This is a genomic window from Streptomyces sp. NPDC056486, assembly GCF_042795295.1.
In the GTDB taxonomy this organism is placed as follows: Bacteria; Actinomycetota; Actinomycetes; order Streptomycetales; family Streptomycetaceae; genus Streptomyces.
This window is the reverse complement of the sequence record NZ_JBHTSF010000224.1, coordinates 1-11909: the sequence shown is the minus strand read 5'-3', so window position 1 is coordinate 11909 and position 11909 is coordinate 1. Positions and strand designations below refer to the sequence as shown.

At 69.8% G+C, this 11909-nt stretch carries 17 protein-coding genes; 14 read left to right on the top strand and 3 right to left on the bottom strand.

Translation table 11 applies throughout. The features are described 5' to 3' along the window. The coding region (locus tag ACFQ7F_RS42565) for a hypothetical protein (protein WP_383283876.1) at positions 1-263 on the top strand (263 nt) is incomplete at its 5' end. 33 nt (positions 264-296) lie between these two features. Here ACFQ7F_RS42565 and ACFQ7F_RS42560 read toward each other — a convergent pair. Continuing rightward, entirely contained in the window at positions 297-875 is a 579-nt protein-coding gene (locus tag ACFQ7F_RS42560) for a hypothetical protein (protein ID WP_383283873.1), read from the bottom strand. A gap of 27 nt (positions 876-902) precedes the next feature. Here ACFQ7F_RS42560 and ACFQ7F_RS42555 point away from each other — a divergent pair, with 27 nt between their 5' ends. The 3 genes from ACFQ7F_RS42555 (at position 903) to ACFQ7F_RS42545 (ending at position 1998) form a co-directional block, all read left to right on the top strand. After that, entirely contained in the window at positions 903-1118 is a 216-nt protein-coding gene (locus tag ACFQ7F_RS42555) for a hypothetical protein (RefSeq protein ID WP_383283870.1), read from the top strand. Positions 1119-1184: 66 nt separating this feature from the next. Then, the gene (locus tag ACFQ7F_RS42550) at positions 1185-1742 is read left to right on the top strand and encodes a hypothetical protein (protein ID WP_383283868.1); all 558 of its coding nucleotides are present in this window, start codon (positions 1185-1187) and stop codon (positions 1740-1742) included. A 70-nt stretch (positions 1743-1812) separates the two neighbouring features. Beyond that, positions 1813-1998 carry a hypothetical protein gene (locus ACFQ7F_RS42545; RefSeq protein ID WP_383283865.1) on the top strand — a complete coding sequence of 62 codons (186 nt, stop codon included), beginning with the start codon at positions 1813-1815 and terminating at the stop codon, positions 1996-1998. A 28-nt stretch (positions 1999-2026) separates the two neighbouring features. On the opposite strand, the gene ACFQ7F_RS42540 is transcribed toward ACFQ7F_RS42545, so the two are convergent. Continuing rightward, complete coding sequence (locus tag ACFQ7F_RS42540) at positions 2027-2590, bottom strand: hypothetical protein (protein WP_383283862.1); 564 nt, start codon at positions 2588-2590, stop codon at positions 2027-2029. A gap of 29 nt (positions 2591-2619) precedes the next feature. Here ACFQ7F_RS42540 and ACFQ7F_RS42535 point away from each other — a divergent pair, with 29 nt between their 5' ends. The 10 genes from ACFQ7F_RS42535 to ACFQ7F_RS42490 all read left to right on the top strand — a co-directional run bounded on the left by ACFQ7F_RS42535 (position 2620) and on the right by ACFQ7F_RS42490 (position 10427). Further along, a complete protein-coding gene (locus ACFQ7F_RS42535) occupies positions 2620-3174 on the top strand; it encodes a hypothetical protein (RefSeq protein WP_383283859.1) in 555 nt (184 codons plus the stop codon). Between the two features lie 61 nt (positions 3175-3235). Continuing rightward, positions 3236-4348 (top strand): hypothetical protein, encoded by a 1113-nt coding sequence (locus ACFQ7F_RS42530; RefSeq protein WP_383283856.1) that lies wholly within the window; start codon positions 3236-3238, stop codon positions 4346-4348. Between the two features lie 40 nt (positions 4349-4388). After that, positions 4389-5207 carry a hypothetical protein gene (locus tag ACFQ7F_RS42525; protein WP_383283853.1) on the top strand — a complete coding sequence of 273 codons (819 nt, stop codon included), beginning with the start codon at positions 4389-4391 and terminating at the stop codon, positions 5205-5207. Beyond that, positions 5194-7569, top strand: a complete 2376-nt coding sequence (locus tag ACFQ7F_RS42520) for a hypothetical protein (protein WP_383283850.1) — start codon at positions 5194-5196, stop codon at positions 7567-7569. The genes ACFQ7F_RS42525 and ACFQ7F_RS42520 overlap by 14 nt, the downstream gene beginning before the upstream one ends. Next, a complete protein-coding gene (locus tag ACFQ7F_RS42515; protein ID WP_383283847.1) occupies positions 7566-7742 on the top strand; it encodes a hypothetical protein in 177 nt (58 codons plus the stop codon). The genes ACFQ7F_RS42520 and ACFQ7F_RS42515 overlap by 4 nt, the downstream gene beginning before the upstream one ends. A gap of 86 nt (positions 7743-7828) precedes the next feature. Then, positions 7829-8470: a hypothetical protein gene (locus tag ACFQ7F_RS42510; protein WP_383283844.1), complete on the top strand. Its 642-nt coding sequence runs from the start codon at positions 7829-7831 to the stop codon at positions 8468-8470. A 20-nt stretch (positions 8471-8490) separates the two neighbouring features. After that, positions 8491-9345 carry a peptidoglycan-binding protein gene (locus tag ACFQ7F_RS42505; protein ID WP_383283841.1) on the top strand — a complete coding sequence of 285 codons (855 nt, stop codon included), beginning with the start codon at positions 8491-8493 and terminating at the stop codon, positions 9343-9345. A 29-nt stretch (positions 9346-9374) separates the two neighbouring features. After that, on the top strand, positions 9375-9611 hold the full coding sequence (locus tag ACFQ7F_RS42500) for a hypothetical protein (protein WP_383283838.1): 237 nt from the start codon (positions 9375-9377) through the stop codon (positions 9609-9611). Continuing rightward, complete coding sequence (locus tag ACFQ7F_RS42495; RefSeq protein ID WP_383283835.1) at positions 9598-9852, top strand: hypothetical protein; 255 nt, start codon at positions 9598-9600, stop codon at positions 9850-9852. The genes ACFQ7F_RS42500 and ACFQ7F_RS42495 overlap by 14 nt, the downstream gene beginning before the upstream one ends. Positions 9853-10118: 266 nt before the next feature. Then, positions 10119-10427: a response regulator transcription factor gene (locus ACFQ7F_RS42490; protein ID WP_383283832.1), complete on the top strand. Its 309-nt coding sequence runs from the start codon at positions 10119-10121 to the stop codon at positions 10425-10427. A 38-nt stretch (positions 10428-10465) separates the two neighbouring features. On the opposite strand, the gene ACFQ7F_RS42485 is transcribed toward ACFQ7F_RS42490, so the two are convergent. Then, a complete protein-coding gene (locus tag ACFQ7F_RS42485) occupies positions 10466-11812 on the bottom strand; it encodes a sensor histidine kinase (RefSeq protein ID WP_383283829.1) in 1347 nt (448 codons plus the stop codon). Between the last annotated feature and the right edge of the window lie 97 nt (positions 11813-11909).

The window sequence follows — 11909 nt, the reverse complement described above, 5'->3', positions numbered from 1 at the left end:
CCACCCACCTGTCCCCATGTGAGGGTGAGGCGGCGGACTGGTCGGTCGGCGACTACCTCCTCGCCCACGTGGTGGACCAACTGGCCGACGCGAACTGGATGTTCGCGACGGTCAATCAGGACGAGGACGCGGATCCCTTGGACCCGCCCGAGCCACTGCCGCGACCGGGCGCCGATGTTTCCCTGGACGTCTCGGCCCCGCAGGACCAGCTGCCCACGCCTCCCAACCCAACGCCTGGGGAGCTGGCCGCCTTCTTCGCTTGACGGGGAACTGACGGGGGCTCCTGCGAGGGGCCGTCATGTCGAGCGCAGGCGGACCTTCCACGTCGGCATGGTGCCCCACCCCGGCTCCCCCAGGTGACCGCAGCCAACGGCGACGAGCCCGGGGCCGGGCAGGGTGATGGTGCTGCGGAATTTGTCGCTGTGCGAGATCAGCTCCCGCTTCCCGGTCCATTGGAAATTGTAGAACCAGACCGCACCGTGCCCTTCAAAGTCGACCTCTGCTTCTGCCTCGCCACCGTGATACGCGTACACGCGGGACGCGGACCCCGAGGTCTCGTCGGTCAGCTTGGGCGCAGTCGAGAGTTCACCGAGGGAAATGTTCCAGCGTCCGGGCTTGTGGCCCCCGTTGGATATGGCAAGTCGCGAATAACGCGCCGGAATTACGATGTGTGATTTCTCGGCACCCCATCCCGAGCCTCCGATGAACTCTCGAAGGACCGTGCTGCCTTCCGTGCGGTCACCGTCGATGTCGAACGACCTCCCGAGCCGCCGTCCCCACGCCTCTGCGAGCAGAGGGCGTCCGGTCAGTGCGGCCGGCAGGTCGAATTCGGACCTGCCCCGGCCGGAAAAGAGCTCCGAGGGCCCTTCGGGCATGTGAACACCTTTCAGGAGGATTGCCGCATGGGTGAAGGTGATGTGAAGCCGATCAAGGACAGGCTCGCAGACCTTGACAAGCAGATCCAGTCGTTCACGGACGCGGATCCGTTGGAACCGCCCACGCCCCTCCCGTGCCCGGGCACCGACCGACAGTCGACGCCCCAGGACACCCAGGACGCCCAGGAACCCACCCCCTGCCCCGAGCTGTCGGCCATGCGACTGGCCGCTTTCCTCTCCTGACCTTCCCGCCACGACAGCGGACAGGCGATGATCTGCCGGACAGCGTGGAATAGGGGAGGGAACCTCGTGAACGACCCGAAACAGCAGTGGTCATCTTGGCGCAGCGGCGAAGTCCTCATTCGTGAGACCGGCGACGCCTGCCCCATACCGTTGGAAATCCGAGGCGTGATGGGTACGGCCCTTGATGTGACTGCCGTCCAGCGCACCGAGGTGACCCACGAGCCGGGATTCCATTCCACCGTGTGGGGGGCCAGTCGCCAACGCATTGTCCTGCCACCTGAATTCAATTCCCTGCGGCTCTACAGACGTTCGTCCAGCAAGGCCTTCTTCTCGGGCCTTGGCGGCTGGCGGGTGACGCGGCTCGCCGACCACGAAGTCGAACCTGTCGCCGGTCGGATGTCCGGGGAAGGGCCGTGGGTGCTGCGTATCGACGAAGGCTCCACAAAGAGCCTCAACATCACGTGGAACAAGGGCGACTACGCCGGGACGCTGACACTTTTCGGGCCCGGTTCCGGCCCCGGTAAGGAGCTCTCCAAGCCCAACCACACCCACGAGACCATCACTGTCACCGGACCTGGCTACCTCTTGCTGGACGCCCAGCACTGGAGTCTCACCACAGACTGAACCCACCCACCTGTCCCCATGTGAGGGTGAGGCGGCGGACTGGTCGGTCGGCGACTACCTCCTCGCCCACGTGGTGGACCAACTGGCCGACGCGAACGCGACGGTCAATCAGGACGAGGACGCGGATCCCTTGGACCCGCCCAAGCCGCTGCCGCGACCGGGCGCCGGCCTGTCCGTCGACGGTCAGGAGCAGCAACCGGAAGGCGACGGCACGCCCAACCCGACGCCGGAGCAGTTGGCTTCCTTCTTCTCCTGACGCGGCGCTTCGGCGTGGCGCCCTCAGGTCACTTCAGCGTCAACTTCCATTTCTGCATCGGGCCCCATGAGCGGAAGGGCGCGGAAACAGTGATCAGGCTTTTGGCGGGGATCTTGACGGTCCCGCTGAAGCTGCCGGTGTTGCTCGCCAACTCCTCTTCGTGGCCTCCGTCCAGGTCGAAACTCCGTACACAGCCCGCGCCCTGGAACTGCACATGTGCCGGTGCCTCGTCACCCCGGTGAATGAATGCGCGCGACACGCCACCCGTGTTCTCGGCCAACAGTTCGGGGAGCTGCGATATGGCCTTGCATTCCACGTTCCACCGGCCCGCTCTGTCCAGTGCTGTGGCGCCGTTGATGACCAATCGGCGGTATCGGCCGGAAACCGGCATGTGGAGCTTCTCTCGGGCGGACGAGCTCCCTATGGGTTCTTGTTTGGTGAAACCTGCCTCTTCGAACTCCCCGTGCACCCAGAAACCCCGGCCGAGCAGGGATCCCCAGATCTCGATGAAGAATTCGGTGCCGACAAAATGGCCGGGGATGGTGAATTCGGACTTTCCCCAGCCGGAGAAGGTGTCAGGTTCCGTTGGCACGACTTACCTTTCACAGGAGGCTTTGAGCCATGAGTAATAGCGAAGAGAAGCCACTCGCAGAGAGACTGACAGCTCTCGAGGAGTCCGTCCAGCCGTTCATGACGAAGGCCGAAAGTGGCTGGGCCAAGGCCGATGCCGTGGGCGCCACCGCCGCGGCCACCGGGGTCTCGACGGAGTTCACCGGTATCGGTACCGGGGTGAAGCTCTGGAGTGCCGAGTTCGACCTGAAGCAGCACCTTGCCGACAACAAGGACAAAAGGCTGGAGCGGTCTCCCGAGATCCTGCGGGCGCAGCTCTCCGCCGCGCAGTCCGACATCGCCCGCATCAGGTCGTCCCTCACCAATGCCGATGGCAAGGCCAACCGCGCCCACCAACGCATAAGCGACCTCTCCCGCGACCTCAACCAGAAGATCCGCCGCAAGGCCGACAAGTCCGCCGTCGGTGCGGCCAACAACCGACAGAACAGTCAGATCTCGGCGCTCCGCAGCAGCCAGGTCTCCGCGCTGCGCCGCGAAGCCCAGCAGGCCAACGCCAACGTGCGGCAGCTCAACAACGAGATCACCCGCCTCAATTCCCGCTTCTGACGCGACGAGTGAGAGGCAGAGACGCAGACGCAGAGACGCAGACGCAGAGGAGCACACACCCATGGGACTGAACCAGTCCATAGGAACCGCGGCCACCCAACTGGGCCGCATGCGGAGCGCGGCGAGTCAGGCCGCGTCCAAGATCGGCGCGTTGGGGAAGTCGACCGGCAGCGCCGCCACCCCGGTCGGCAAGATCGGCAAGTCGAGCGGCACCGCTTCGAGCGCCGTCAGCAAGTTCGGTAAGTCGGCCGGCACCGCTTCCACCGCCGTCGGGAAATTGCGTACCTCCGCCAACAGCGGCGACGGCGCCGTCCGGAAACTGCACTCCGGGCTGCGTACCGCCGACGGATCCCTCGGCAAGGCCCGTAAGGGATCCGACAAGTTCAAGAGCTCGCTGGACAAGCTGCGGGGCTCCGCCGACAAGGCGAAGAACGCCCTGCGCGACGTGAAGCGCCAGGCCGACGCCGTCGACAAGTCCGTAGGCAAGGCGGGCAAGAACGCCGACAAGAGCGGCAAGTCGATGGGCAAGATGGGCAAGGGGCTGAAGGGGGCGAGCCTGGCCCAGAAGGGGCTCAACCTCGCCATGGCGGCCAGCCCGTTCGGCCTGATCATGGCCCTCGCGGCCCCGCTGATCGCCCAGTTCGTGAACATGGACAAGGTCACCGCCGCCCTCAAGCGAGGCATGGCCGCCGCCTGGAAGGGCATCAAGTCCGGCACCCGTACCGCCGTCGACTTCATCAAGCCCCTGGTCAAGGGGCTCGGCAACCTCATCCTCACCCCGATCAAGGGCCTCGCGTCCGCCCTGAACGGGGTCTTCGGCGTCCTCGCCGGGATCAAGATCTCCATCCCGAGCTGGGTGCCCAAGTGGGGCGGCAAGTCCTTCGGGTTCCCGAGGCTCCACGTGCCCGTGCCGCACCTCGCCCAGGGCGGCATCGTGCAGGCCCGCAGGGGCGGCACCCTCGCGCTCGTCGGTGAGGCGGGCGAGAGCGAGGCCGTCATCCCGCTCTCCAAGCTGGAGCGGATGATCACCAACGGTGGCGGGAACACCGTCGCCCTGCGCCGCCTCGCCGAGGCCATGGAGCGCCTCGCCGACCGCCCCGTACACGTCGACGTCGACTCGCAGACCATCGCCCGCGCCGTCTTCGCGGGCCAGCGTGCCCTGGCACGGCGCTAGCGCTCGAACCCACCAAGCCACCCAAGAACAGGAGGAGTTCATGGCCAGGAACCTGTGGATCGGAGCCCCCGGCCGGCTCCGCGAAATCCGTCAGGCGGCGAAGAGCTGGGACCGCACCGCCGAGCTCAACGTCACCGAGTTCAAGGCGCTCGAAGGCCGCGTCACCACCTTCGCGCCCACCCGCACCACCCGCCGCCTCAAGCTCTCCTTCGAGTGGCTGGAGCCCGTGGACGCCCAGCACCTCGCGCAGCTCGCCCGCCGCGTCGGAACCGGACGCGGCCCCCTCGTCGTCCTCGACCCCGCCTCCGTCAACCTCCTCGACCCCTACCAGGCGGCCGGGCAGTCGGACATCCCCGGCGGCTGGGACCACTGGTTCACCATGAACGGCGACGTCGCGCTCGCCCGTAACGCCGACGGCATCACCACCGTCGACTGCCGGGACGCGGCCGCCGCCGTCGGCTGGATCCACGGGGTCTGGTCCGGCTGGCCGGTCGAGCCGGGCATGCGTGTGTCCTGGCTCCTGCCGGCCGGCTGGGACCCGGCCACCGCCACCGCCCAGCTGGACTGGAAGGCGGCGGACGGGAAGTACCTCAGCACCAGCCACACCACAGGCGCCTCCGTCACCGGTACCGCCCCCACGGACGCCGCCTTCGTCACGCCCGTCGGACGGCCCGGCGCCATCGGCCTGTTCGGGCTCGCGGGCGGCTGCCTCACCCTCGACGAGGAGCCGGTCGCGCACGCTCTGGGGGACGGCTGCCCGGCCATGGTCGTCACCGCGTACACCGATGTCCCGTCGGCCCGCCTGCCGTTCCGCAACGTCGGCCTCGACCTCGTGGAGGTCCGCGATGCAGCGCTCTGACGAGGCGCTCGACCGAGCCCTTGCCGCACCCGAGCGCGTGCCGTCCCACTCCACCCGCCTCGGCGGCATGGAAGTCGGCCCGCAGGTCCAGTCGTGGAAGGTCGAGCGGGCGTACGCGACGGACCTCCCGGAGGCGATGCGAGCCGTCTCCGGCAGCGCGTCGGCCCAGCTGGAGCTGCTGCTCGGCGGCGCGGAAGGCGTCCCCGCCCCGCAGCTCTACTCGGCGTGGGCGGACCGCCTCACGGGGGACCTCGTACGCCCCGGCCAGTCCGTCGTCCACACGGCGGGAGCGGCCGGCCGCACCGTGCCCGCCTTCCGCGGCACCGTCCGCTCCCGCACCGCCGCATCCGGCAGCGACACTGTCACCGTGCAGGCCCTGGACGGCGCGGAGCGGCTGCGCGGCCCGGCCTCGCTCCCCAGGCCTTACCACGGCTACCTCCTCGGCCGGCCGGTAGCCACCGCGACCTGGTGCGTCGACGAACTCCTGCGCCAGGGCGGCATCCACAGCTGTCCGCCGCCGCGCGCCCCGGCCGTCGACCCGACCGATACGAACCCGTTCACCGCGCTCTACGCCTCGCTGCACGGCGGCTTCAACGCGACGCACGGGCAGCCCGAGCTCGTGCCGAGCCCGTCGACGTACGACTGGATCCGCGAGGGCGCGCCCTTCGAGATGGCCCTCATGCCCAAGGCGGCCGGTCTTGCCGTCTCCTGGATGCCGCGCTCGCGGTTCGCCCTGCCGGGCAAGGTCTTCCAGGTGGAGTGCTGGGTCAACACGGCGCTCGCGCGGGGCAACATGATCGAGATGTCGGCGGTCTTCGACCAGAACGGCACGCGGACCGGGTACCTCAAGGTGTCTTTCGACATCGCCACCGGGAACGTGCACATCACGTCCGGGACGAACGGTGTCGCCGAGCAGGTGCTGCCGCCCTGGCCCATCGACACACTGGCCTCCCTGCGTGGGGTCTGGCACCTCGGCTTCATGGTGGACACGTCCTCGACCGGGTCGGTCGTCGCTCCGACCGTGCAGCCCCGCCTCACTCAGCCCGACGGCAGATACCGGGTGGGTGCGAAGGTCACCTTCAACAAGGAGGACGCCTGGCAGCCGGTCTCGGAGCTGCAGCAGATCGACCTGAAGACCGACATGGCCGTCGAGTGCCTCCAGGTCACCGACCGGGTGTGGGCGGACACCGCCACCTATCCGCGGGAGGAGTGGGAGCAGCGGGGGCAGTGGACCAAGGGTGCCGTCCTCGACACGCCCGAACTGCCGCTCTTCGACGTCCCGAAGGTGTCCGGCTCCCAGTGGGACGCGATCACCGAGATCGCGCGGGCCAGCATGTCCACCGCCGAATTCGACGAACAGGGCGTCTTCCGCTGGCGCGGCCCCTCGCGGTTCACCAAGGTGCCGACCGTCCCCGACCGCACCGTCACCACGCGCCGGGACATCTCCTCGCTCACCGTCACCGAGGAGATCGACGCGTGCCGCAACTACTGCGAGCAGCCCTACCAGGACTGGAACGGCATCAAGGCGGTGGTCGGCGAGCCGATCCTGGACACGGTGGTACGGGAGATCAAACCGAACTCGGCGATCGTCGTGCAGTACGCCATGGCCGAGGACGACACCGAAGTCGGTCCGCCCGGCGTCCTGGACGACTCCGTCAGCGGCGAGGGGCACCAGGTGCGTTTCGGCAGCGCGAAGACCGGTGGTGTGTCGGTCAAGGGCGATGTCACGGTGGGCTGTTGGCGGGACGGTCCGACGTACTACGTGCGGTTCGCCAACCACAGTGCGTCCAGCGTGTGGACGGTGACGAAGGACGGCAAGCCCTCCGTGCGGCTCCAGCCGCTCAAGCGCTCGGCCGACCCGAAGCAGCGCACGTACGCGTTGACGAACTCGCCCAGTCAGAAGTACTACGGCAAGCAGCAGTACACGGCGCCCTCCGGCGACTGGGTGCAGACGGCCGAGACCGCTGTCGCCCTCGCGAAGGCCATGATCAACGCGGGCCGCTATCCCGTGCCGCTCCTCGGCGACGTCGAGGTCCTGCACGACCCGCGCATCCAGCTCGGAGACGTGGTCCGGGTGGTCGACAGTGCGGGCGCCGAACTCGACACGTTCGCCTGGGTGGTGGGCATCCGCACCACGCACGCCGCCGGCAGCACGCCGCAGCAGACCCTCACCCTGCGCGGCACCGCCTTCAACGGCGTGCCCGCCGACGCCGGGCTCGCCCCCGATGCCCCGGTCGACCCCGCCTACGGCCAGCAGCGGAAGTACCAGCAGTTGGCCGCGCAGTACGCGACGCTCGACGCCCTCACGAAGCAGGCGATCAGCTACCGGACGCTGCTTGAGACACCGGGAGCCACGGCATGAAGCAAGAGGAGCTGCCCGTCGACGGCGACGAGGCGCTCGTTGATGGCAACGAGGCGCTGGTCGATGGCTACGAGCCGCCGCCGGGACCCATCCAGATCGACGACCCCCTCGTAGCGGCGGGCGACGAGGGACCCGACCCGAGCCAGATGCTCCCGCTGCCCCTGGACGACTGACCCGCGGCTGCCCCCCCTCAATCACCCCAGACCCAGTCTCTGTCCCTGTCCCAGTCCTAGCCCCTGCCCCAGGAGGACTCGCTCCCATGGTCGCTCTCACCCCGCTCGGCAGCCTGCCCTACCCGCAGCCCGCCGACAACGCCGACATCCCCGTCCACCTGCAGTCCCTCGCCGAGGCCGTCGACGGGCGCACCGTGCTGCGGTTCGCCGACGGCGCGGCCCGCGACGCGAAGTTGACCGACCCGATCCCGGGCATGGTCGCGTGGCTCAACAACCCCGGGCGGTTCTACTACTTCGCCGCCGACAAGCGGTGGACCGCCCTCGTGCCGGGCCCCTCCCACTGGTACATCTCGACCGCGGGCACCACGACATCGGCCGCCTACGTGGAGACCCTCACCGGTGCCACCCCGCCCCTGGCCGTCACGGCCACCGCCCCGCCGTCGGGCACGTTGCTCATCACGGTCGGCGCCCGCATCAGCAACAGCAGCGCCAACTTGGCGTACTTGTCGGCCTCCGTGAAGCAGGGCGCCACCGTCGTGAGCGCCGCCGCCGACACCCGCGCGGCGATCGTCGGCGGGACGAACCAGGTGTCGTCGTGCATCCAGTACCCGGTCAGCGGGCTCACCCCGGGTGTCACCTACACCTTCACCGGCGCCTACCGTTCCGCGGCCGCCGCCAACACCGCCACCTTCGCCAACCGCTTCCTCACCATCACGCCCATGGTCTGACACACCCCGAGGAGGCTCCCATGGCCACACCTCTGACTCCCGACGCCCTCGCCCGCGCACTGCGCGCCGAGGGCGTCCGTATGAGAGAACACGGCAACTGGAGGACGTACAACCGCAATCACAAGGGCGCCTGGGGCCCCGTGCACGGCGTCATGCTGCACCACACCGCCGGCACGAACAGCCTCGACCTCTGCCGGCGCGGCACCCCCGACCTGCCGGGGCCGCTCTGCATCGGCCTGATCGCCAAGGACGGCACGGTCCACCTCGTCGGATACGGCCGCACCAACCACGCGGGCAGCGGCTCGACCGCGGTGCTCGACGCGGTACGCACCGAGAAGGCCCTGCCGTCCCGTCCCGGCCCCGACGCCGTGGACGGCAACGCCCGTTTCTACGGCTTCGAGATCGAGAACCTCGGCAACGGCCGCGACGCCTATCCGGCCGCCCAACTCGACGCCGTGGAGCGCCTGTCGGCGGCCCTGTGCCGTGCGCACGGCTGGTCGGGTTCGAGTGTCGTCGCGCACAAGGAGTGGACCCGCCGGAAGATCGACCCGTCCTTCTCGATGCCGGTGATGCGGAGCCGGGTGACGGCGCGTCTCGGCTCCGCCGCGCCCGGCGGCGGCAGCAGCGCGTACGTGTCCTTCCCCGGAGCCGAGTTCTTCGCGATCGGGCGGCGCAGCGCGCTGTTCACGGCGGTCGGGCGGCGGCTGGTGAAGGAGGGCTGCGGGCGGTACGCGGTCGGCCCCGGTCCGACCTGGAGCGAGGCCGACCGCGCCTCGTACGCCGCCTGGCAGTACAAGCTCGGCCACCGGGGTGCGGCGGCCGACGGAGTGCCCGGCCTGTCCAGCTGGAACCGCCTGCGCGTACCGCGGTCCTGAAAGACCGTCGGTTCCTGGAGAGGATGACCATGAAAGATGCCACGCGCAGAGCGCTGCGCACCGCCGCGCAGGTGCTGGTCACGCTTGTCACCGCGCTGCCGCTGCTCGCGGCCGAACCGGAGATCGCCGATGTCCCGCTGCTCGCGGGCCTCGTTGCCTTCGCCACCGGCCTGAGCCGACTGATGGCCGTGCCGGCGGTGGAGGCCCTGCTGCCCCCGTGGCTGCGCAGCACAGGGCGCGAGGGGGCGGGCGATGGCAGGACCTGAGACCGGGAGCGTCCCTCTTGAGTTGGAGCGGCTGCGGCGCTCCGTGGACGTGGGCTTCGCCACCACCCGAGGCGATCTGGCCCTCCTGTTGCAGCGGGCCGACCAGACCGACAAGACCCTCTCGGAGCACGAGGACCGCCTCGACACACTGGAACGCGGCCGATGGCCGCTGCCGTCCCTGGCGGCCATCACCTCCTGCACGGCCCTGGCCGTCACGCTCTGGCAGTCGGGCGGCAGGTGAGACGCCCGCGGAGGATGCGATAGGCGAACGCCATCTCGGCCGACGCGGTCCTGGCCACCGCCGCTTCGGCCGGGATGCCCTCCGTCACAGCTGAGGACGTCAGCTCGTCGCCGTCGCCCGGGCGGACGGAGCCGCCGCCGGTCCCTCCGCGATGGTGCGCTCGATCCAGACTCGGCCCCCGCGAGGGGCGTCGCCGAACATCCACATCGGGCCCGGCCGGACCCGACACCGTCGATCTTGTCCGGGCCGCCGCCCTCGGCGAGGCGATGCTCTCACCGAGCATCACCACCAAGCTGCTGGCCGCCTTCGCCACGGGCGCGGGCGCCCCGCAAGCGCAGGCGCAGGCGCGAACGGAAGCGCAAGTGCGAGCGCGCTCGCGGATGGCGGAGCTGACCGTCCGCGAGCGCGAGGTCGCCCTGGCGGTCGCCCAGGGCCACAGCAACTCCGAGATCGCCACCGAGTTGCTCGTGAGCCAGTCCACCGTAAAGGTCCATCTCAGCCGGATCATGACCAAGCTCGACGCCGCCAACCGCACCCAGGTCGCGCTCATCACCCACGACGCCGGACTGACCTGAACGTCTGACTCGCGCCTGCCTCAGGGGCCTGATCTGCCTCAGCGCACCGACGTCGTGGGCAGCGCGGCATCGATCCGGAAGCCGCCGTCACCGGTGGGCCCGGACTCGATGATGCCTCCGGCCAGGCGGACCCGCTCTGTCAGACCGATCAGCCCGTGTCCCCCGCTGGGCAGCAGAGGCGCACCGTCGGCAGCCGGTTCGGCGGGCCTCTCGGGCGGGCCGTTGACGATCCCCACCCGTACGGTCTGCGGGCCGAACGCGAGATGAATCCGCGTCGTGGCGCCCGGGGCGTGCTTGTGCACGTTGGTCAGAGCCTCCTGCACGACCCGATGCGCGGCACGCTCGACCGGCTCTGCCAGCGGCTGCGGCGCGCCCTCGACGAGCACGGTGACGGGCAGCCCGGCGGTCCGGGAGCCGTCGGCCAGCTCGGTGATCCGGTCGACGGCCGCGCCGGGGTCGGGCCGCTGCTCGGCCGACGCCGACGACGCGGCCGACGCGGCAGGGTCGTGCGCCTCGGTGGCCGGGCCATCGGCCGGGCTGTTCCTGAGTACCCCCAGCATCTCGCGGAGTTCGGTGAGCGCGCGCCGACCAGCCGTCTGGATGATCTGCGCGGTCTCGCCCGTCACCTCGGGGTCGTGGGCGACGGCGCTGAGCGCGTTGGCGTGTACGACGATCAGGCTCACCTGGTGGGAGACCACGTCGTGCATCTCTCCCGCGATGCGCCGACGCTCCTCTTCCCGCGCGGCCTCGGCGACGAGCCGCTGCTCCCGCTCGGCGCGCTCCGCCCGCTCGACGAGACCGGCGACGACGGCACGCCGCTGGCCCACGTACAGCCCAAGCAGCAGCGGCACCAGGCAGGAGAAGACGAAGTTCACCGTGAACCAGGCCACCACTGTCCTGAGGCTGGACCACCCCGCCGCCTCCCAGGGCGCGAGAACCACAAGGCCGATACCGGCCGAGGCCCAGACGGCCCGGCGGCTGTGCGGGCCGCGGTAGGCGCCCACCGCGTAGTAGGCGAGGGGCGTCGAGAAGGGCGAGACCTGAAGCACCTTGGCGAGCAGCGTGACGCCGAGTACCAGCTCGGGGGCCCGGCGCCGTACGAGCAGCGGCAGTGCGCTCACCACAGCGAGCACCAGGTTCGCCCAGGGAGCGGCCGGTCCCAGGTAGGGGTTCTGGTAACTGTTCAACACCGCGAGCAACAAGGCGCCGACCGTGAGCACCAGATCAGCGGCGCGCGCAGACAGAAGCGGCGAACGCGGCACGGGCCGCGCGGCGAAACTCTGCCCTCCGCCTCCGCCTCCGCCTCCGCCTCCGTCACCGGAGGGCAGGAGAGCCCAACTGCGCAACGTGTTCCGGAAGGGGCGGGTGCGACTGGTGGTACTCACCCGGCGAGGATAGAAGGCGACGCCGGACCAAGATCGGGCGGAGGGCCGTCTCGATCGCTCTGACGCCGACAACGTTGAAGGGCCCCACCGCGGACGG